Source organism: Azotobacter tropicalis (genome assembly GCF_059739045.1).
In genome coordinates, this window is sequence record NZ_AP046059.1 from 468,261 (window position 1) to 488,900 (window position 20,640).

The 20,640-nt window shown below is 63.2% G+C and carries 12 protein-coding genes, 4 tRNA genes and 4 pseudogenes; 11 read left to right on the forward strand and 9 right to left on the reverse strand.

Annotation, left to right across the window (positions count from 1 at the left end):
* Window positions 1-15: 15 nt before the first annotated feature.
* The 5 genes and pseudogenes from Atro_RS02145 to Atro_RS02165 form a co-directional block, all read right to left on the reverse strand.
* On the reverse strand, window positions 16-2,784 hold the full coding sequence (locus Atro_RS02145; RefSeq protein WP_497926233.1) for a malto-oligosyltrehalose synthase: 2,769 nt from the start codon (window positions 2,782-2,784) through the stop codon (window positions 16-18).
* Window positions 2,785-4,860 carry a 4-alpha-glucanotransferase gene (gene malQ, locus Atro_RS02150; RefSeq protein WP_497926234.1) on the reverse strand — a complete coding sequence of 692 codons (2,076 nt, stop codon included), beginning with the start codon at window positions 4,858-4,860 and terminating at the stop codon, window positions 2,785-2,787.
* Window positions 4,847-6,637 (reverse strand): annotated as a pseudogene (gene treZ, locus Atro_RS02155) (malto-oligosyltrehalose trehalohydrolase). The gene malQ and the pseudogene treZ overlap by 14 nt, the downstream one beginning before the upstream one ends.
* Window positions 6,638-6,652: 15 nt before the next feature.
* Window positions 6,653-8,197 (reverse strand): glycogen synthase GlgA, encoded by a 1,545-nt coding sequence (gene glgA, locus Atro_RS02160; protein ID WP_497926235.1) that lies wholly within the window; start codon window positions 8,195-8,197, stop codon window positions 6,653-6,655.
* A 359-nt stretch (window positions 8,198-8,556) separates the two neighbouring features.
* The gene (locus tag Atro_RS02165) at window positions 8,557-8,787 is read right to left on the reverse strand and encodes a hypothetical protein (protein ID WP_497926236.1); all 231 of its coding nucleotides are present in this window, start codon (window positions 8,785-8,787) and stop codon (window positions 8,557-8,559) included.
* A gap of 98 nt (window positions 8,788-8,885) precedes the next feature.
* Between Atro_RS02165 and Atro_RS02170 the strand changes: the two genes are divergently transcribed.
* Complete coding sequence (locus Atro_RS02170; RefSeq protein ID WP_497926237.1) at window positions 8,886-10,544, forward strand: SulP family inorganic anion transporter; 1,659 nt, start codon at window positions 8,886-8,888, stop codon at window positions 10,542-10,544.
* Here Atro_RS02170 and Atro_RS02175 read toward each other — a convergent pair.
* On the reverse strand, window positions 10,531-10,719 hold the full coding sequence (locus Atro_RS02175; RefSeq protein WP_497926238.1) for a ribbon-helix-helix protein: 189 nt from the start codon (window positions 10,717-10,719) through the stop codon (window positions 10,531-10,533). The two genes, Atro_RS02170 and Atro_RS02175, sit on opposite strands and share 14 nt — an antisense overlap.
* A gap of 229 nt (window positions 10,720-10,948) precedes the next feature.
* Here Atro_RS02175 and galU point away from each other — a divergent pair, with 229 nt between their 5' ends.
* The gene (gene galU / locus Atro_RS02180; RefSeq protein ID WP_497926239.1) at window positions 10,949-11,788 is read left to right on the forward strand and encodes a UTP--glucose-1-phosphate uridylyltransferase GalU; all 840 of its coding nucleotides are present in this window, start codon (window positions 10,949-10,951) and stop codon (window positions 11,786-11,788) included.
* Between the two features lie 46 nt (window positions 11,789-11,834).
* Here galU and Atro_RS02185 read toward each other — a convergent pair whose 3' ends face one another.
* Window positions 11,835-12,257, reverse strand: a complete 423-nt coding sequence (locus tag Atro_RS02185; RefSeq protein ID WP_497926240.1) for a VOC family protein — start codon at window positions 12,255-12,257, stop codon at window positions 11,835-11,837.
* A gap of 85 nt (window positions 12,258-12,342) precedes the next feature.
* Here Atro_RS02185 and gorA point away from each other — a divergent pair.
* Window positions 12,343-13,700: pseudogene (gene gorA / locus Atro_RS02190) on the forward strand (glutathione-disulfide reductase).
* 30 nt (window positions 13,701-13,730) lie between these two features.
* Here the strand turns inward: gorA and Atro_RS02195 are convergent.
* Window positions 13,731-14,207: a copper chaperone PCu(A)C gene (locus tag Atro_RS02195; protein WP_497926241.1), complete on the reverse strand. Its 477-nt coding sequence runs from the start codon at window positions 14,205-14,207 to the stop codon at window positions 13,731-13,733.
* A gap of 211 nt (window positions 14,208-14,418) precedes the next feature.
* On the opposite strand from Atro_RS02195, the gene Atro_RS02200 reads away from it, so the two are divergent.
* The 7 genes and pseudogenes from Atro_RS02200 (at window position 14,419) to Atro_RS02230 (ending at window position 18,207) form a co-directional block, all read left to right on the forward strand.
* Window positions 14,419-14,508, forward strand: a tRNA-Ser gene (locus Atro_RS02200).
* Between the two features lie 131 nt (window positions 14,509-14,639).
* Window positions 14,640-15,283, forward strand: a pseudogene (gene gacA / locus Atro_RS02205) (response regulator transcription factor GacA).
* Window positions 15,283-17,105 (forward strand): annotated as a pseudogene (uvrC, locus tag Atro_RS02210) (excinuclease ABC subunit UvrC). The pseudogenes gacA and uvrC overlap by 1 nt, the downstream one beginning before the upstream one ends.
* 33 nt (window positions 17,106-17,138) lie before the next feature.
* Window positions 17,139-17,699 (forward strand): CDP-diacylglycerol--glycerol-3-phosphate 3-phosphatidyltransferase, encoded by a 561-nt coding sequence (pgsA, locus tag Atro_RS02215; RefSeq protein ID WP_497926242.1) that lies wholly within the window; start codon window positions 17,139-17,141, stop codon window positions 17,697-17,699.
* Window positions 17,700-17,762: 63 nt separating this feature from the next.
* Window positions 17,763-17,838: transfer RNA gene (locus tag Atro_RS02220), tRNA-Gly, on the forward strand.
* 43 nt (window positions 17,839-17,881) lie between these two features.
* Window positions 17,882-17,955, forward strand: a tRNA-Cys gene (locus tag Atro_RS02225).
* A gap of 165 nt (window positions 17,956-18,120) precedes the next feature.
* A tRNA-Leu gene (locus tag Atro_RS02230) sits at window positions 18,121-18,207 on the forward strand.
* A 71-nt stretch (window positions 18,208-18,278) separates the two neighbouring features.
* On the opposite strand, the gene Atro_RS02235 is transcribed toward Atro_RS02230, so the two are convergent.
* Window positions 18,279-19,220 (reverse strand): tyrosine-type recombinase/integrase, encoded by a 942-nt coding sequence (locus Atro_RS02235; RefSeq protein ID WP_497926243.1) that lies wholly within the window; start codon window positions 19,218-19,220, stop codon window positions 18,279-18,281.
* A 577-nt stretch (window positions 19,221-19,797) separates the two neighbouring features.
* Between Atro_RS02235 and Atro_RS02240 the strand changes: the two genes are divergently transcribed.
* A protein-coding gene (locus Atro_RS02240; protein WP_497926244.1) for an IS5 family transposase occupies window positions 19,798-20,600 on the forward strand; the annotation gives its coding sequence in 2 pieces (ribosomal slippage) (window positions 19,798-20,128 and window positions 20,128-20,600; 804 coding nt in all).
* The last annotated feature ends 40 nt before the right edge of the window (window positions 20,601-20,640 follow it).

Sequence of the window (20,640 nt, forward strand, 5' to 3'; positions counted from 1 at the left end):
CCATTTATCCCTGTCTTATTTATCTTCATGTGCTTGAAAGAGGCCGACCGGAAAGGTCGCCAGGGCCTCGCTCACCCACAGCTCTCCCTTGCTGTCCGGGACGGCGGCACCCGAGAAAAGCCCGCGCAGCGCGAGCCTTGTGGGGAGCCGCAGCCGGGTGTCCGCCCACTGCGCCGGCTCGATCAGCGGCTGCGGCGCCTCGCCGAGCAGACCGCTGGCCAGGCGTGGCGCCAGTACTACCGCCCATTGCCCGGCATGCCGCCGGGCAAAGGCCAGCAACCGTCCGGCGTGTTCGCCGACGATCTGCAGCGGCAGGTAGTCGCCGGCGGCGAACAGTTCCGGGCAGCGTGCGCGCAGGGCCAGGGTGCGGGCGATCAGCGCCTGCTTGATGCGTCCGTCGCGCCAGTGTTCGAGCAGCTCGGCGGGTTCGCCGCCACGGGCCAGGGCCTGGCGGCGGGTGGCGAAATCGACGGGCCGGCGGTTGTCCGGATCGACCAGGCTGAAATCCCAGAACTCGGTGCCCTGGTAGAGATCGGGCACGCCGGGCGCGGTCATGCGCAGCAGCGTCTGCGCCAGGCCGTTGAGGGCGCCGGCCGGGGCGATGCGGGCGACGGCGGCAGCGATCTCCGCGCGCAAGCGGGCGCCCTCCGGCCCTTCCAGCAGGTCGTCGAGAAAGCCGCGGCAGGCTTCCTCGTAGGCCGCGTTGGGCGCGCTCCAGCTGCTGTGCAGTTTGGCCTCGCGCAGGGCTTTCTCCTGCCACTGGCGCAGGCGCCCGGCATAGGCGCGCAGGCCTTCGGCATTGTCCGCAGCCAGCTCCAGCGGCCAGCTGCCGAGCAGGGTCTGGTAGAGCATCAGCTCATCGGCGGGGGCCGGCACCGGGTTGTCGTCAAGGCTTCGGCGCAGCGGCTGGGCCAGCAGCATCCAGTGCTGCACCTGTTCCGCGTACCAGCCGGCGCGTTCGCTGAGCACGGCCAGCCGTGCGCGGCAGTCCTCGCCGCGCTTGTGATCGTGGGTGGCGCTGGCCAGCAGGTTGCCGGGGAAGCGTTCGCGCCGGCGCAGGCAGGCAGCGTGGAAGTCCTCCGGCGGGGCGCTGAAGCGCTGGCTGTCGAAGCCGACGTCGTTGCGCGAGAGCAGCACCCCCGAGCGGTAGAGGGCGGTGTCCTCCACCGCCTTGGCGGCCGCCGGCGCGGTGACCTGCTGGAAGCGCACGCAGGCATGGCGGCGCACCTTGCGCAGCGGCCCTGGGGGCAGGCAGCGCCAGGGCTCGCCGCCGAGCCAGCGCTCCAGGTGGGCGAGCAGCGGCCCGTCGGCTTCGCCGAGGCAGGCGCGGGCGCCCTCCAGGGCCTGACGGAAGAAGGTTTCGTCCTGCTCGGAACGCCCGCAGGCGCCGATATAGGTGCGGTACACGGGGAAGTGGGCGATCAGCTCGAGCAGTATCCGGCGGATCTGGCCGAGGGTGATGTCACGGGTCATCAGGTCGCCGCGCGCCACCTGCAGCAGCGCCTGGGCGGCGCTTTCGAAATCGCCGGCCAGGGTGCCGGTGAGCACAAATTGGCGGGCCTGGTGCACCTCCTCGAGAAACTCGGCGGGCCGTCCGCTGAGGCTGTGCCAGAGCATGCGCAGCGGCCCTTCGCCAGCCGGGTCGTGCTGCAGCAGCGACAGCTGGTTCATGAATTCGTAGCCGGTGGTGCCGTCCACCTGCCAGTCGTCATGCAGCTCCTCGCCCTGGCCGAGGATCTTCTCCACGTAGATCGGCCGATGCCGTTGCTGGCCGCCGCCGAGTCGCTCCAGGCGCCGGCGCAGGCGGCGGCAGTAGCCGCGCGGATCGGCCAGGCCGTCGATGTGGTCGATGCGCAGGCCGTCGATCAGGTCTTCCTCGAGCAGCTGGAAGATCTTCGCGTGGGTGGCCTCGAAGACCCGCGGGCGCTCCACGCGCAGGCCGCCCAGCTCGTTGATGTCGAAAAAGCGTCGCCAGTTGATGTCGTCCGCCGCGGTGCGCCAGCTGGCCAGCCGGTAGAACTGATGCTCGAATAGGGCATGCAGGCGTTCCAGACCTTCCGGCCGGCGCGCGTCGTAGGCGCCGAGCATGGCCTCGATGGCGGCGAGCACATCGGGCCGGGCGGCCAGTTGCGCCAGCCTGGCCTTCAGTTCGGCGGCCTGGCGATAGCCTTCTTCGCCGGCCAGGGCATCGAATTGCGGCGCCAGGTTCTGCAGGTCCGGATCATTGGTGGCGCGCAGCAGGTTGCCGTAGCTGGGCGGGCCGATGGGAAAGCGGTGCTCGTAATGGCTGGCGTGGAAGGTGCCGGTCTGGGCATCGAACTGCAGGGGGATTTCACCGGCCTGCAGGACCTCGCCGTAGTCGCTGCGCAGGAAGGGTACCAGCAACTGGCCTTCGAGCAGCGGGTCGGGGGAGTTCCACTGGATGTCGAAGAAGCCGGCGTAGGGACTGCGTCGGCCCCATTCCAGCACGTCCAGCCACCAGGGATTGCCGGCGCCGCCGACCGCCATGTGGTTGGAGACGATGTCCAGGATCAGCCCCATGCCGCGCCCACGCAGGGCATCGACCAGGCGCCGCAGGGCCGGCTCGCCGCCCAGCTCGGGGTTGATCCGCGTCGGGTCGATGACGTCGTAGCCGTGCAGCGAGCCGGGGCGCGCGGTGAGCAGCGGCGAGGCGTACAGATGGCTGATGCCGAGGTCGGCGAAGTAGTCGACCAGCGGCACGGCGTCGTCGAGGGTGAAACCCCGGTGGAATTGCAGGCGTAGCGTGGCGCGCAGTTCGCACATTCAACCTCTCCTGTGCGACGCCTCGCGGGCTTTCGCCAACAGATGCAGGCGTCGCGCCGCGGCCGCACCGTCGAGCAGCGCTTCGGTTTCGCCTGGCAGGCGGCGCCGCCAATTGGGATGACCGTCGATGGTGCCGGGCAGGTTGGCCTGCTCGTCGAGCCCCAGGGCGTCCTCCATGGGTAGCAGGACCAGAGGCGCCGGCGTCTCGCCGAGAAAGCTCACGCAGGCATCGATCAGGCTGTCGTGGTCCAGCGGCGCGTCGAGGGCCGGCCCGCCGTTTTCGGCGAGGGTCTCGCGCAGGGACTGGCGCTCGCGCCGGCGGGTTTCCCGGGCGGCCTCGGTGGCTGCGGCGTCGGCCAGCTGCAGGCGCTCGCGCCAGTCGATGTCGCGCTCCTGCCACCAGCCGGCCAAAGGCGGCAGGTCGTGGGTGGTGCTGGTCGCCAGGGCGTTGTCCGGCCAGTGTCGCGGCGGCGGAAAGCGCCCCGCGGCATCCTGTTCGAAGAGCAGCACGCGCATGCCGAGGATGCCGCGCTCGGCCAGCATCGGGCGAAAGCCTTCCGGAACGGTGCCGAGGTCTTCGCCGAGAACCACGGCGCGGTGCCGCCAGGACTCCAGCGCCAGCAGGCGCATCAGGTCTTCCTGCGGGTAGTGCAGGTAGGCGCCGTCGCGCTGTTCGCCGCCCGGCGGGATCACCCACAGGCGCCTGAGTCCCATCACATGGTCGATGCGGATGCCGCCGGCGTGGGCCAGGTTGGCGCGGAGCATCTCGATGTAGGCATGGAAGCCGTGCTGGCGCAGGCCCCAGGGCGAGAAGGCGGACACGCCCCAGCTTTGCCCGGAGCGGTTGAGGGCGTCCGGCGGCGCGCCGACGGTCAGCGTCGACAGCAGTTCGGCCTGGCGGCTCCAGGCCTGGCTGCCGCCGCCGTCGGCGCCCACCGCCAGATCGGCGATCAGGCCGATCGGCATGCCGGCGCTGCGCGCGGCGTTCTGGGTGCGCTCCAGGCCGCGGGCGATCAGCCACTGGGCGAAGACGTGGAAGGTGATCTCGTCGGCGTATTCGCGGGCGAAGCCGGCCACGGCGGCGCTGCCCGGGCAGCGCAGGGCCGGATCCCACTGGCGCCAGTCGTACAGGCCGTGGTGGCGGACGTGGTAGGCGTGCAGCGCCTCGAAGCGGCAGTGGTTCTCCAGCGCTTCGCCGCCGTTGCGCCGGAAGCTGGCGAGATCCTGCTCCAGGGGGTTGCCGCCGTGGCGGAATTCGGCATGCAGCGCGCGCAACAGGCGCAGCTTGGCGTCGGCGGCCGCCGGCCAGTCGATCAGTTCGAGCTGCTCCAGGCGTTGCCACTCATGGGTCAGTCCGACGGCTTCGAGTGCAGTGCGTACTTCGCGCTCGCCGAGGATGCAGCCGGGGGCGCTGTGCAGGACGTTGTAGAACAGCCGGCTGGATGGCGAGTAGGGGCTGAAGCGGTGGGTGTCGGCGCTGAACATGGCATGCAGCGGGCTGATGGCGATGCCGGCGGCGCCGAGCCGGGCGGCCTGGTGCACCAGGGTTTCCAGGGCCTGGGTATCGCCGATGCCGCCGTCGCCCGGACGGCGCAGGGCATAGAGCTGGACGGCGAGCCCCCACAGGCGTGACGGCTGGCTGGCGCTCAGTTCGTCCACCCCGATGCAGCGCGAGGGGGCGACGGCCAGGGTGATCCGCTGCTCGCCGATCGCCAGCTGGTGGTAGCCGGGCTGCGCGGAGGCCGGCAGGCGAGCGTGTGCGTCGAGCCGTCCGGACTGGCGCTGCCCGTCCTCCAGAATCAGCTCGAAGGCGCTGCCCGGGGCGAAATAGGCAGACAGGTCGAGGGGCTGGTGCTGCTCCAGGGTGAGCAGCGGGGGCAACTCGCCGCCCGCCTGTCGCAGGCGGACGAGGCTGTCCTCGATCTGGCTGTCGTTGTCGGCCGGAAGGTCCAGCCCGGCCAGTATCTGCCGCAGGACCTCCGGCCGGACTTTCTGCGGCTGTCCGTTGGCGTCGACCCAGTCGGTCGCTACCCCGGCGGCGGCAGCCAGGGTGTTGAGGCGCTCATCGTTGCTCATCCGGTGTTACCAGGTAGACACGGGCCATTCGGGAGGAAGCTTGCCCTGATGCTCGTGAAACTCTTCCATGTCCTGGCTGGCGAACAGCAGCCGGCCGTGCTTGTGGGAATCCAGTACCGGTACGGCCTGGTCGCCGAGGTTCAGTTCGATGCGCAGGAGGCTGCTGTCGCCCAGGCGCCAACGCGCCACCACGGCGGCCTCGCCCAGCACGTCGGCGCCCAGGGCCGGCTGCCCGGCAGGCGCGGGACGATCTCGCGGCGGCGCAGACCCAGCAGGTGGTGGTAGAGGGCCCGCCACTCGCCATGCTTGGGATCGAGGCAGCATTGGAAGTCCGGTTGCGAGGAAGTGAAGGTCTTTTCGTCGTTGGGGTCGGGAATCCGCTCGCAGAGGGACATGTCGTGGAACGGCTCGAACCGGCAGAACTCCCGGCGCCGGCCTTCCCGCACCGCCTCGGCCAGTTCCGGGCTCTGGTGGCAGGTGAAGTACAGGAAGGGACGGTGCGTGCCCCATTCCTCGCCCATGAACAATAGGGGCACCATCGGTGAGAGCAGCAGCAGGGCGGTGGCCGCGCGCAGGGCATCGGCGTTGGCGAGGCTGACCAGGCGTTCGCCGAAGGCGCGGTTGCCGACCTGGTCGTGGTTCTGCAGGAACAGGATGAAGGCGCTGGGCGGCAGGTGCGCGCTGGGCTCGCCACAGGGTTCCGACTGCCCCTGACGGGCGATCTGGCCCTGGAAGACCAGACCTTCGCTCAGGCAGAGGGCGAGCTTTTCCGCCGCCCCCTGGCAGTAGTCCGCGTAGTAGCCCTGCTGCTCGCCGGTGAGCAGGGTGTGCAGCACGTTGTGGCCGTCGTCGTTCCACTGCGCCACATAGCCTTCGCCGAGCAGGCTGGCCTGGTTCTTCTCGTTCTCCAGCATCAGGTGCACATGGCGGCCGGGCTCGACCGCAGCATGCACCCGCTGCGCCAGTTCGGTGAGGAAGTCGCGTTCGCTGATGGCGTGCACGGCATCCAGGCGCAGGCCGTCGAAGCGGTATTCCTGCAGCCACATCAGGGCGTTCTCGATGAAGAAGTCGCGTACTTCCTGATGGCGAAAATCGATGGCATCGCCCCAGGGGGTCTGTTCGTCATGGCGGAAGAAGGCCTTGGCGTAACGGCCGAGATGGTTGCCGTCCGGGCCGAAATGGTTGTAGACGACGTCCAGGAAGACCATCAGGCCATGGCCGTGGGCGGTGTCGATCAGGTGCTTGAGATCGTCGGGCGAGCCGTAGACGGATTCCGGGCGAAGGGCAGTGCGCCGTCGTAGCCCCAGTTGCGGGTGCCGGGGAACTCGCCGATGGGCATCAGTTCGATCGCGGTGACGCCGAGTTCGGCCAGTTCAGCCAGTTGCGCCTCTACGCCGTGGAAGCCGCCGAGCAGGCCGGCGTGCAGTTCGTAGATCACCGTTTCGTGCCAGGGCCGGCCGCGCCACTGGGGATGGTGCCAGTGGTAGGACTGGGGATCGACCACCATGCTCGGGCCGTGCAGGCCGACGACCTGGGAGCGTGAGGCCGGGTCCGGAACGCTGATTTCGTCGTCGATCCGGAAGCGGTACTGGGTGCCGGCGCCGCAAGGGGCATCGAGCACGAACCAGCCGCTCTGTTCCTTGCGCATGGGCAACCGGGTGCTGGTGAGGATTTCCAGGTCGACGCGCTCGGCGTCGGGGGCCCAGAGGGCGAAGCGGGTGTTTCGCCCGTCGAGCAGATGGGCTCCGAAACGTCGGTTATAGCTGGGAGTGGACATGGGTAGGGTCTCCGTTCATGCCTCGCCATGCCGGCATTCCAGTACTTGCCGGTAGAGATGCAGATAGGGGTCTATGGTCTGCCGCCAGAAGCAGGGCACGGCCATGGCGCGGCAACGCATGGCATGGAGGAGCGGCGGTGTGGCGAACACCCGGAAGGCGCGCAGCACGGCTTCGCGGTAGCTCTCCAGGCTGGCCTCTTCGAAGAGGAAGCCGGTCACGCCGTCCTCGATGGTGTCGGCAAGGCCGCCGGTCTTGCGCGCGACGGGCAGCGAGCCGAAGCGCTGGGCATACAGCTGGCTGAGGCCGCAAGGCTCGTAGCGCGAAGGCATCAGCAGGAAGTCGGCCCCGGCGAACATGCGCCGCGCGATGACCTCTTCGAAGCCGATGTTCACCCCCACATGGCCGGGAAAGCGCTCGGCCAGTTGCCGCATGCTGTCTTCCACCTGCGGCTCGCCGCGTCCCAGCACGGCCAGTTGCCCGCCGTGCGCGACCAGGGTTTCGGCGAGCGCATGGGTCAGGTCCAGCCCCTTCTGCTGGACCAGCCGGGAAACCACCACGAACAGCGGGCCGCTGGAGGGGACGAGGGCGAACTGGCGACGCACGTGCTCGGCATGCACGGCCTTGCCTTCCCAGTCGTTGATGCCGAAGTTGCGCAGCAGATGCTCATCGGTTTGCGGTTCCCAGCTTTCGTCGATGCCGTTGGGAATGCCGCTCAGCAGGCCGTGCTCGGCCTTTTCCCGCAGAAAGCCATCCAGGCCGCAGCCGAAGTCCGGGGTGGTGATTTCCCGGGCGTAGGTGGCGCTCACCGTGGTGATGCGGTCGGCGTAGGCGATACCGGCCTTGAGGAAGGACAGTTGCCCGTGGAACTCCATGCGCTCCATCCGCAGCGCCTCGTCCGGAATGGCCAGTTCCGCGCGGCATTCCGGCCGCCACAGGCCCTGGTAGGCGAGGTTGTGGATGGTGAACACGCTGGGTGTGTTCTGTCCGCGCCAGCGCAGGTAGGCTGGCGCGAGTCCCGCTGGCCAGTCGTGGGCGTGGATCAGGTCGGGGCGCCAGCTGACACTGGCCTCGCCGGCGGCGAAGTCGGCCGCGGCGAGACCCAGGCGGGCGAAGCGGATGTGGTTGTCCGGCCAGTCCTGGTTGCGCTCGTCGCCGTAGGGCGTGCCCTCGCGCTCGTAGAGTTCGGGGCTGATGAGGACATAGACGATCAGTCCGTCCTCCAGGTCGAGGCGGCCGATCCGGCAGCGCGGCAGGGCGGCATGGCCAGCCAGGGTGCCGACCAGGCGGATGGGATGGCCGCTCTGCATGACCTGGCGGTAGCCGGGCAGCAGCACGCGGACATCGTGATGAGCGCGCAGCGCACGAGGCAGGGCGGCGGAGACGTCGCCCAGTCCGCCGGTCTTGATCAGGTCGGTGAGTTCGGAGGTGACGAAGAGGATCTTTTTCTTGTTTTCGTTTTCCTGGACGGTGCGGATCTGCGGAGTGGGCCGGTTCGTTCCGACCTGCAGGGGCTGATCCCGACGTTCGATACGCTGAGCCTGTACAGCGGCATTACTCATGGTCATCCTCCAATCAAATCTTCCTTGCCGGATCTTCCGGTCCTCTTTCTGGCAAAAGAGGTGTCCGAAAGGCCCGCTGAGGTCCGCAGTCATCGATTAATTGTTAGAAACATGCGGCCAGAGCAGCCCTCCTGGTGCAGTGACCTTCCTTCAGTCGTTTCCGAGCGCGCGCCTACTGGAGACGTTCGTCAGGCCTTCTCGGAGCCATGACTGCCTGGCGAGCGTCAGCGACTCGCCATTCATGAAGTGTGGACGCCAATCGGCGAATAGACCTTGACCGTTGATCGAATGATTGCGCCCCCACAATCCTCATGACCACGAGGGTGGGGCGATGCGTGCTGCAACGAGAAAAGTGTGGTTCAGAAATGGATTTCCGCCAGCTTGATGCCGAGCCTCTGCAAGACTTCGATAAGTCCATCCAGCTGCGGAAAGGACTCGACTTCGTCGTGCTCGTCGACCAGGAAGAAACTGCGTCCCGTGCTCAGCTGGAAGAACGCGATCCATTCCCCGCTGCGGGCCGGATTGCGGATCAGGTGGGTGGCGAAGGTCTTGCCTTCGGCCTGCAGGGTTTCGACATCCTGGCGTTTCATGGTTTCTCCGGACGAGCCGAGGGGAGTGCGCCGGGGACTTTACCATTATCATCACATGTTAATATCACGCACATGTTCCGGCTTCGGGAGGACTATTGATGATCGCAATTCGTGAGGCTTGGCAGGCCGGCCTGCTGCGGCGGGAGCACTGGCTGCGCAATCTGGTGGCCGGGGTCATCGTCGGCGTCGTGGCGCTGCCGCTGGCCATGGCCTTCGCCATCGCCTCCGGAGTGAAGCCGGAGCAGGGCATCTACACCGCCATCGTCGGCGGCCTGCTGGTTTCCCTGTTCGGTGGCAGCCGGCTGCAGATCGCCGGTCCGACCGGCGCCTTCATCGTCATCCTGGCCGGTGTGACCGCCGAACACGGGGTCGATGGTCTGCAGATCGCGACCCTGATGGCCGGCGGTATCCTTCTGCTGCTCGGCGTCAGTCGTCTGGGCTCGGTCATCAAATACATCCCCGATCCGGTCATCGTCGGCTTCACGGCCGGTATCGGGGTGATCATCTGGGTCAGTCAGTGGAAAGACTTCTTCGGCCTGCCGGCAGCGACGGGCGCGCATTTCCACGAGAAGCTCTGGCATCTGCTGCAGTCGCTGCCGCAGCTGCACCTGCCGACCACGCTGCTGGCTTTGCTCAGTCTGGCGCTGGTCATCTTCGCGCCACGCCTGCAGGCGCTGCGGCGCATTCCCGGGCCCTTGATCGCGATGATCGTTGCCACCCTGATCCAATCGTTTTTTCATTTCGACGGTGTGGCCACCATCGGTAGCGCCTTCGGCGGCATTCCCCAGGGGCTGCCGCAGCTGGGGCTGCCGGAGATCAGCCTGACACGGCTCATCGACCTGCTCGGTCCGGCTTTCGCCATTGCCATGCTCGGCGCCATCGAGTCGCTGCTCTCGGCAGTGGTCGCCGACGGTATGGGCGGCACCAAGCATGACTCCAACCAGGAGCTGATCGGCCAGGGCATCGCCAACCTGGCCGCGCCGCTGTTCGGCGGTTTCGCCGCGACCGGGGCGATCGCCCGCACCGCGACCAATATCCGCAACGGCGGCAACAGCCCGCTGGCCGGCATCATCCATGCGATCACCCTGGTGCTGATCTTGCTGTTCCTGGCGCCGCTGGCGGCGAACATTCCGCTGGCCGCCCTGGCCGCCATCCTCTTCGTGGTGGCCTGGAACATGAGCGAACTGAAACACTTCAGGCGCATGCTGAAGCGGGCACCGCGGGCGGACGCAGGCATTCTGCTGATCACCTTCGGGCTGACGGTGTTCACCGATCTGGTGATCGCAGTGAACATCGGCATGATTCTGGCCATGCTGCAGTTCATGCGCCGTATGGCGTCCTCGGTGGCGGTGCAGCAGCAGTTCGAGCCGGAGTTGGAGCCGGAGCTGCTCAATAATGGTCAGAGCCATTTACCCAAAGGGGTACTGGTCTACACCGTGGAGGGGCCCCTGTTTTTCGGGGCGGCAGAGACTTTTGAGCGGACTCTGGCCAGCACCCATACCGATCCGCATCTGCTGATCATTCGTCTGAAACGGGTGCCCTTCATGGATATCACCGGTCTGCAAACGCTGGAGGCGGTCATCCAGCAGTTGGGCAGGCGCAGAATACGGGTCAAGCTCTGCGAGGCGAGTCCGCGGGTGCAGGGCAAGCTGGAGCGGGCGGGAATACTGGAGTTGATCGGTGCCCAGAATTATCACACGAGCTTCGTCGAGGCACTGTCCGCCAGTGCGGAGAGGGCGGGAGTCACGGTTTCCTGACGGCGGGGACGCGGCTCTGCGTGGCGTAGCTGATGCCGTGGGCTTCCAAGTAGTCGCGGATCAGCTGACGGACAACTTGGGATGGCGTCTGGTCCTGGGCGGCGCACAGTTCTTCGAAGGCTTTCTTCTTGACCGGATCGATGAGTACGGTGAGACGTGCTGTCTTGCTTTCCATGGGGAATCCGTCGTGATCGTTGCCAAATTTCGTCATATGTTAATCAAACCCTGCGGGCTCCAGCTACCGTCTCCAGCGGACCGGCGAACCCCGGCCCATCCGTATGGTCTTGATTCCTATGGTGTCTGTCATGCGCGCGTGCACGCCTCTCCGGTAGGATAGCGGGTGTGGCGCTGGGCTACTCCGGACGCCCGATCAGATTTGCCGCCATTCGTTCTTAAGGACTCCCATGATCAAGAAATGCCTGTTTCCCGCCGCCGGTTACGGCACCCGCTTCCTGCCTGCTACCAAGGCCATGCCCAAGGAAATGCTGCCCATCGTCAACAAGCCGCTGATCCAGTATGGCGTCGAAGAAGCGCTGGATGCCGGTCTGACGCAGATCGCGATGGTTACCGGCCGCGGCAAGCGTGCACTGGAAGACCACTTCGACATCAGCTATGAGCTCGAACATCAGATCCGCGATACCGACAAGGAAAAGTACCTGATCGGCATTCGCCGGCTGATCGACTCCTGCACCTTCTCCTATACCCGCCAGATCGAGATGAAGGGCCTCGGCCACGCGATCCTCTGCGGACGTCCGCTGATCGGCGACGAACCCTTCGCCGTGGTACTGGCCGACGACCTCTGCATCAACCTCGAAGGCGACGGCGTGCTGACCCAGATGGTCAAGCTGTACAATCAGTTCCGCTGCTCGATCGTGGCGATCCAGGAAGTACCGCCGGAAGAGACCTCTAAATATGGCGTCATCGCCGGCGAGATGATTCGCGACGACATCTACCGGGTCAGCGCCATGGTGGAAAAGCCCAAGCCGGAAGACGCACCTTCGAACCTGGCGATCATCGGCCGCTACATCCTGACGCCGGATATCTTCGATCTCATCGAGCAGACCGAGCCGGGCAAGGGGGGCGAGATCCAGATCACCGACGCGCTGATGAAACAGGCCAAAGACGGTTGCGTGATGGCCTACAAGTTCAAAGGCAGGCGTTTCGACTGCGGCGGCGCCGAAGGTTACATCGACGCCACCAATTTCTGCTTCGAGAACCTGTACAAGCTCGGCAAGGCCTATTGAGCCTTGAGGTTATGGCAGAAGGGCCACCTGCAGGTGGCCTTCCTGCTCAGACCTGCGGCATGTGTTCCGATCCCGGTCCCAGCGGCTGGCCGTAGCTGAATTCGACATAGTTGCCGGCAGGATCGCGCAGACCACAGTAATAGCCGACCGGATAGGGCTCATCGCGCGGTGCCCAGATCAGGCAGTCGGCGGCCTGGGCATCGGCTGCGACGGCATCGACCTGCTCGCGGCTTTCCAGGGCGAAGCCGAAATGGCTGTAGTCGTCTGCCGCCAAGTGGCGCAGGTGGCCGCCCAGCATCAGTACGAAGACGAACTCATGCTCGCGGCCGGGCTCGGCCATCCAGACGATGCGCGCACCCTTGCCGGGGCGCTCGTGGAATATTTGCATGCCGCAGAAGCGGCGATAGAACTCCACGCAGGCGTCGAGATCCGGGACGTGCAGAGCGAGGTGAGTGAGCGTGGGACGCATGCTGATCTCCTCCTGATCCGGGACAAGGCGGCCGGGCATCCGGCACATGGGGTATTCTGCCAGTCCGTTGAAGGGAGAACGATGCATGGCGTACGACTTCGATCTATTTGTCATCGGTGCCGGCTCCGGTGGAGTACGGGCGGCCCGGTTCGCGGCCGGCTTCGGCGCCCGCGTGGCGGTGGCCGAGAGCCGCTATCTGGGCGGTACCTGCGTCAATGTCGGTTGCGTACCGAAGAAGCTCCTGGTCTATGGGGCTCACTATGCCGAGGACTTCGAGCAGGCGCGCGGCTATGGTTGGAGCCCGGGCGAGACGCAATTCGACTGGGCTGCTCTGGTCTCCAATAAGGACCGTGAAATTCAGCGCCTGAACGACCTCTATCGCCGACTGTTGGTGAGCAGCGGCGTCACTCTGCTGGAAGGACATGCACGGCTGACCGATGCGCACGGTGTGGAGGTGAGCGGGCAGCGCTACAGCGCCGAACATATCCTCATCGCCGCCGGTGGTTGGCCCGTGGTGCCGGACATTCCCGGACGGGAGCATGCCATTACTTCCAACCAGGCCTTTCATCTGCCGGCATTACCGGAGCGGGTGCTGGTCGTGGGGGGGGCTATATCGCGGTGGAGTTCGCCTCCATTTTTCATGGACTGGGAGCGAAAACCAGCTTGTTGTATCGCCGCGATTTGTTCCTGCGCGGTTTCGACGGGGCCATTCGCGAGCACTTGCGTGATGAAATGCTCAAGAAGGGGATCGATCTGCAATTCAATACCGATATCGCCCGTATCGATCGTCAGGCCGATGGCAGCTTGCTGGCCACTCTGCGGGATGGGCGTAGTCTGGAGGCCGACTGCATCTTTTATGCGACCGGACGCCGGCCCATGCTGGACGATCTGGGACTGGAGAGTGTCAAAATCGAACTGGATGAGCGGGGCTACATCCGGATCGATGAGGAGTACCGCAGTAGTGTGCCCTCCATCCTGGCCATCGGCGACATCACCGGCAACATACAGCTTACGCCGGTGGCCTTGGCCGAAGGTATGGCAGTCGCTCGTCGGTTGTTCAAACCAGAGCAGTACCGTCCGGTCGACTACCGCCTGATTCCCACCGCGGTGTTCAGCTTGCCGAATATCGGCACCGTGGGCCTGACCGAAGAGCAGGCGCGCGAGGCGGGATATTCGGTGAAAATCTTCGAAAGCCGCTTTCGTCCAATGAAACTGACCATGACCGACAGCCAGGAACGCTGTCTGATGAAGCTGGTGGTGGATGCCGCTTCAGACCGAGTGCTGGGCTGCCACATGGTCGGTCCGGAAGCTGGTGAGATCCTTCAAGGGCTTGCCGTGGCACTCAAGGCCGGAGCGACCAAGCAGGTGTTCGATGAGACGCTGGGCATCCATCCGACGGCGGCGGAGGAGTTCGTCACTATGCGCACCGCTGTGGATCGCTGATAACGGCGATAACTGCCGAGGTACTTGGATTTACCCGCGGTGGTGTTCATGCTCTTCGCTGGCGGGAGCATCATTGAGGACTTCGACCTCGATGGTTATCTTGCCGGCCTTCTCGAACTCCAGGGTCAGTGGAAAGCGTCCGCCGGCTGCCAGCGGCCCCTTCAGGTTGAGGAGCATGATGTGATGTCCGTTCGGGGAGAATTTCACCTCCGTGCCAGCCGGAATGGCGAGCGAGTCGACTCGCTGCATACGCATGAGCTCACCCATTCTGATATGGGTATGCAACTCGGCTCTCGCGGCGCTCGGAGTTGCAGCACCGATCAGGCGGTCGTCCTCTGTCGGGCTGTTGTTCTTCAGGTTGAAATAGACGGCACCGGCCGGCGCGTTGGGTGGCAGTGCTCGGGCCCAGGGGGCATTGATCTGTAACTCCCCGATCTGATAGCTGGCGGCAAACACCAAGCTGCAAGCGAAGGCGAGAAGGGTGGAGCACAGGATGCGAGCGAACATTCAGACGACTCTCAAGCCGGATGAGACTCAGAAACTTAGCATAATCGCTCGGCGAAGTTCTCCTTCGCAGGCGTGTGATGGAGCCTTTGCTATACACCATATGAAAATGCCTGAGATTTCATATTTATTGCCCAGTTATCTCGGAGCGTTTTCAAAACAACCGTTTGACAGTCGGGATCGATCCGGTAAAAATTGCCGTCCGCACTTATGCGGAGGTGTGGCCGAGTGGTTTAAGGCAGCGGTCTTGAAAACCGCCGAAGGGGAAACTCTTCCGTGAGTTCGAATCTCACCGCCTCCGCCACCTTCTGGTCGAGTCGACTGGCTTTGTCCGCTTGGCAAGTGACTGGTCGATCACTCTGAAGGTTTGGCTACGGCTGAATTTTGTCCAGGCAGGTCGCGCGCGGTCCGTACTGACACGAAACGAGGTGTCCGTTGATTAGGGTGCTTGTGGTCGATGATCACGATCTGGTTCGAGCTGGCATCACCCGGATGCTGGCCGATATCGACGGTCTGCAGGTGGTCGGACAGGGAAGCTCTGGCGAAGAAGCCCTGAGGAAGGCGCGCGATCTCAAGCCAGATGTGATCCTGATGGACGTCAAGATGCCGGGCATCGGCGGCCTTGAAGCGACCCGCAAGCTGCAGCGCAGCAATCCAGATATCAAGGTAATAGCGGTGACCGTCTGTGAGGAAGATCCCTTCCCACGCGTCTCATGCAGGCTGGAGCGGCTGGCTACCTGACCAAGGGGGCGGCGCTCGACGAGATGATCCAAGCCATTCGCCAGGTTTTTGCCGGACAGCGCTATATCAGCCCGCAGATTGCCCAACAACTGGCCTTGAAGTCTTTCCAGCCGCAGCAGGGCGGCTCTCCCTTCGATCTGCTTTCCGAGCGGGAAATCCAGATTGCCTTAATGATCGCCAACTGTGAGAAAGTGCAGAGCATCTCGGACAAGCTCTGTCTCTCGCCGAAGACTGTAAACACCTATCGTTATCGTATTTTCGAGAAGCTTTCCATCACCAGCGACGTGGAGTTGGCGTTGCTGGCAGTTCGCCATGGCATGGTTGACGCATCCAGTTGATGGAGCAGCTTTTCGACAGTACCGCCTTTCTAGCTCATTGCAGCAGTCATCCCGGTGTTTATCGGATGCTGGATGCGGAAGGGAAGCTGCTCTACATCGGCAAAGCCAAGAACCTAAAGAAGCGGCTATCCAGTTATTTCCGCACCACGGGGCTGGCGCCGAAGACCGCCGCCCTGGTAGCGCGGATAGCTCAGATCGAAACCACCATCACTGCCAACGAGACCGAGGCACTGCTGCTGGAGCAGACTCTGATCAAGGAGTGGCGGCCGCCGTACAATATTCTGCTGCGTGATGACAAGTCTTATCCCTATGTATTCCTGTCCGATGGAGCCTTTCCGAGACTCGGCATTCACAGGGGGCGAAGCAGCAGAAGGGGCGTTATTTCGGGCCTTATCCCAGTGCCGGCTCCATACGCGAAAGCCTGAGTCTCCTGCAAAAGGCTTTCTTGGTTCGCCAATGCGAAGATAGCTATTTCAAGAACCGGACTCGCCCCTGCCTGCAGTATCAGATCAAGCGCTGCAAGGGCCCCTGTGTCGGCCTGGTCGATCCGGCTGAATATGCCGAAGATATCCGCCATTCAATCATGTTCCTCGAAGGGCGCAGTAATGCGCTGGCCGAGGAGCTTTCGGTGGCCATGGAGCGGGCGGCTGCTCATCTGGACTTTGAGCATGCTGCCGAGTTGCGAGACCAGATCGCCCTGCTGCGCCGAGTCCAGGATCAGCAGAGCATGGAGGGTGGCAGTGGTGATGTGGATGTGCTGGCTGCAGTGGTCAAGCCCGGTGGTGCCTGTGTCCATCTGATCAGTGTGCGGGGAGGGCGGGTATTGGGCAGCAAGAACTTTTTCCCGCAGGTGGGTATCGAGGAAGGGGGCGGAGAGGTTCTGGCCGCCTTTCTCGGCCAGTACTACCTGGCCAATCCCGAGCGGGATCTGCCTGGCGAAATAATCGTCAATACCATGCATGAAGATTTCCCCGCATTCGCGTCGGCTCTTGGCGAGCAACATGACCGCGAGTTGCATATCAGGCATCGAGTGCGCGCCACTCGAGCTCGTTGGCAACAGTTGGCGGTTGCCAACGCGGAACAGGCGCTGTCTGCACGTTTGGCGCATCGTCAGCATCTGACGGCTCGCTTCGAAGCCTTGGCGGAGGCCCTCGATCTAGACGCGCTGCCTCAGCGTATGGAGTGTTTCGATATCAGTCACTCAAGCGGTGAGGCGACCGTTGCCTCCTGTGTGGTATTCGGGCCGGAGGGCGCCCTGAAAGGGGAGTATCGCCGTTACAACATTGAAGGCGTCACTGCCGGCGACGATTATGCAGCCATGCAGCAGGCACTGACCCGGCGCTTCGGCAAGTTGCGGGAGGGGGAGGGAAAGCTTCCCGACATCCTTCTGATCGATGGCGGTAAAGGACAGTTGGCAATAGCGCAGGAGGTTTTGCACGAATTGGCTGTGCCAGATCTAGTCCTGCTCGGTGTGGCCAAGGGTGTCACCCGTAAGCCCGGCCTGGAAACCCTTTATTTGAACGATGCAGCCCATGAATTCACCTTGCCGGCCGATTCGCCGGCTCTGCATCTGATTCAGCAAATCCGCGACGAGGCCCACCGCTTTGCCATTACCGGGCACCGGGCGCGGCGTGGCAAGACGCGGCGTACTTCCAGTCTGGAAGAGGTCGTCGGGGTGGGGCCGAAGCGCCGGCGCGAACTGCTCAAGTATTTTGGAGGGCTTCAGGAGCTTTCTCGGGCCAGCATCGATGAAATCGCCAAGGCGCCGGGGATCAGCAAAAAGCTAGCCGAGTCGATTTATGCGGCTTTGCACAGCGAGTAGAATGCCAGTTTACTCCGTAGCCCAGTCGTGCCGATGAACATCCCTAACATTCTTACAATTCTGCGCGTTCTGTTAATCCCGGTTTTCATCCTTCTATTTTATTTGCCTTTCACCTGGAGCTACTTGGCAGCCAGTGCCGTATTTACCTTTGCGGCCATTACTGATTGGTTTGATGGCTATCTCGCCCGGCGTTTACAACAGAGCACTCCCTTTGGCGCCTTTCTTGATCCTGTAGCAGATAAGCTGATAGTCGCTGTGGCGCTCGTGCTGTTGGTCGGGGAGCATGCCAATCTTTGGCTGACCCTTCCGGCCATTATTATCATTGGGCGCGAGATTATGGTGTCGGCCTTGCGCGAATGGATGGCTGAGCTGGGGGCACGGGCGCAAGTCGCGGTTTCGAGTCTGGGTAAATGGAAGACTGCGGCGCAAATGGTGGCTTTGGTTCTACTTTTAGCCAATCCACCTTTGTTGAACTTCTGGGTTGTGCTTGGCTATGCGTTGCTAATTGTCGCTGCCGGACTCACGCTATGGTCCATGATGCAGTATCTATTGGCAGCTTGGCCTCATCTCACTACCACAGCTGAAAAAAAATAAGTTTTCGAATCAAGGGCTTGACTGGAGACTGCGAATCTATAGAATGGCGCACGTCACCAAGACGCGGGAATAGCTCAGTTGGTAGAGCACGACCTTGCCAAGGTCGGGGTCGCGAGTTCGAGTCTCGTTTCCCGCTCCAGTTTTTCGTGCGAGATTACCGATTTAGCGGTTAATTGCTCACAGGCCGGGTGGCAGAGTGGTCATGCAGCGGATTGCAAATCCGTGTACGCCGGTTCGATTCCGACCTCGGCCTCCATACGTGGTAAAACCCCCACAAGTAAATCTTGTGGGGGTTTTTCTTCATCAGCTAGAGAATGAGCATATGGCAGGGTGAAAAGTTATATGCTTTCTCTTGTTTCATAGGCCTGAACTGTTATATTCCCAAAGGCTTAGCATAAGCCTAATCTATCGCAGAATAGTTGCCCGGATGGCGAAATTGGTAGACGCAAGGGACTTAAAATCCCTCGCTGGCAACAGCGTGCCGGTTCGATCCCGGCTCCGGGCACCAGTCATTACGCGGCCTATATCGAACATCCTCAATTAGTAAGTTTTCCGCAATTCTTAATTTTTTCCGCAATCCTATTTTGTAGGGCTAACTTTCTTTCCTTTGCGCTCGCGGATATATGCCTCAGTCATTACAACTGTTGTATGTCCCAATTGATCGCGAGCCTGAAGAATATCACCGCTCGACTCTGCTTTATCAGTCCCCGCTTTAGCCCGTAAGTCGCGTAGTTGGAATGCCGACTTTTCAATTCCGGCTGCCTCCCTGGCAATATCGAATCTTCCCCGCAACATGCTGGCCGTCATGGGCTTGCCATCTTCCGTGACGATCAACCGCGTCGACCTGACCTTGTGCCCTGCCTTGCGCGCCATGATCCTGGCGATCAGCGCGGCCAGTTCCCCGACAATCTCGATTCGCCGCTTGGCCTTGGTCTTGGCCTGGACGACCCAGATATGCCCGTCCCTGATGTCGCGCTCGTCCATCCTGAGCGTGTCGCCCACCCGCTGCCCGGTCAGATAGGCTAGGTCCATCGCATCCCGCAGGCCGATATCCGCACGGTCGTGGACCGCCTTGTACAGGGAGTCCTCGATGTAGACGTCCCTCCCGGTTTCCTTGTTACCCTTGATGCCCGCGCATGGGTTCGCCAGTGCGGTGTAGCCGCACTGCCTGGCAAAGTTCCAGATGGCGGACAGCAGCGCCTTTTCCCTGTTCGCCCTGACGGGCGCCGACTTCCTCCAGCGCAGATACTGGTGGACGTGCTGCGGTTGTATGGCGTCCAGCGGGGCAGGAGGGTCGCTAAAGAAGGCGAGTAGCTGCTTCAGTTCCCGGGCGTTGTCCTTCTGCGTGGCGGATGACTTGGTCGGCACCACCTCGACCATGTAGCGCTCGGCCACATAGGCAAAGGTGATCACCTGTCTCTTGAGGTCATCTGCCGTCCTGTCGCGCTCCAGCTCTGCGTATTTCATGATCGCTAGAGCGATCTGATGGTACAGGCCGCACTGACGCTGGCCCTGTTTCATAAATGTTGCTCATAGGCGCATTCGAGTGTGCGTGGCTAATCAGGCGGAGGGCGCCGCCTATAGTCGTTGGCCAGCCATGTGAAGCGCCCCCGGCACGCGGACATGTGCAGAGAAAGATCAATCGTCGAATGGCTACCACGGCCAGGAGGAGTCATGAGCGATAGCCTCCAGGGCAAGGCCGTCGTTATCGCGGGCGTGAGCAGTGGACTGGACGAAGCTGTAGGCGTGGGCTTGAAATTCCCCAGAGGCTTGCCGGCGCCGTCGGCAGTTGCGACGGCGTGTGTTCGACCCCGCCCCTGCCGTGAGCAGAGTCTCTGTTCTCGCCGTGCCTGGTCGTTAACTTGGGTTTGAAAAGCGAGCCTGCGGCACAGATCATTTTTTCACGCGTGATTACCGATGATAGCAATCGAAGCTATCGAGCCCGGCAACTCGCCAGTAACTATTGTGGTTATGGGCGTTGCCGGATATGGAAAGGCGAGTGTGGCCAGTGCAATCGCTAATAGTCTGAGTGACGTTCTGATTAAGAGCGGCTAACAAAACCATCCTTAGCTCCGGCCCGGAGTGAGACAATCCGGGCATGAAGCATCGAATTCAAATCAGCGAAGAGCTCTGGTCGCGCATCCAGCCACTGCTGCCTGCAGTGAAACGATCTCCCAAGGGCGGGCGGCCACGGTTAGATGATCGGCGCGCTCTCAACGGCATCGTGTTCGTACTGAGCACGGGCATTCCCTGGGAAGACCTGCCCCAGGAGATGGGCTGTGGCAGTGGCATGACCTGCTGGCGCAGGTTGCGGGACTGGCAGGAGGCTGGCGTCTGGCAGCAGTTGCATCAATGGCTGCTGAACGAGCTGCGACAGGCGGACAAGCTCGACCTGAGCCGAGCCAGTATTGATGGTGCCTGCGTCGCCAGCCCCCGGGGGGTTCGGAAACAGGCCCCAACCCGACAGATCGAGGCAAACTCGGCAGCAAACGCCACCTGATCCCTGACAGGAGCGGTACTCCGCTGGCGCTGTGTGTCACCGGAGCCAACCGCCATGACTCCATCGTGTTCGAGTCACTGGTCGATGCCCTGCCTGCCATCCGGGGCAAGCGCGGCCGGCCGCTACGCTGGCCGACCAAGCTGCATGCTGATAAGGCTTACGACTGCCGACGCTGTCGCGAGCACCTGCGCCAACGGGGCATCCAGTCCCGCATTGCACGCAAAGGTATCGAGAGCAAGGAACGGCTCGGTCGGCACCGGTGGGTCGTCGAGCGGACCCACGCCTGGCTGGCGGCCATGGGCAAGCTACGAACGCGCTTCGAACGGCGGCTGGATATTCATCTGGCCTTGTTATGTCTGGGGTGTTGCGTAATTTGCATCAGACAATTAGCGAGGTTTTGATAGCGGCTCTAAGGGTGGCAGATTTCACCTGGAATGAAAT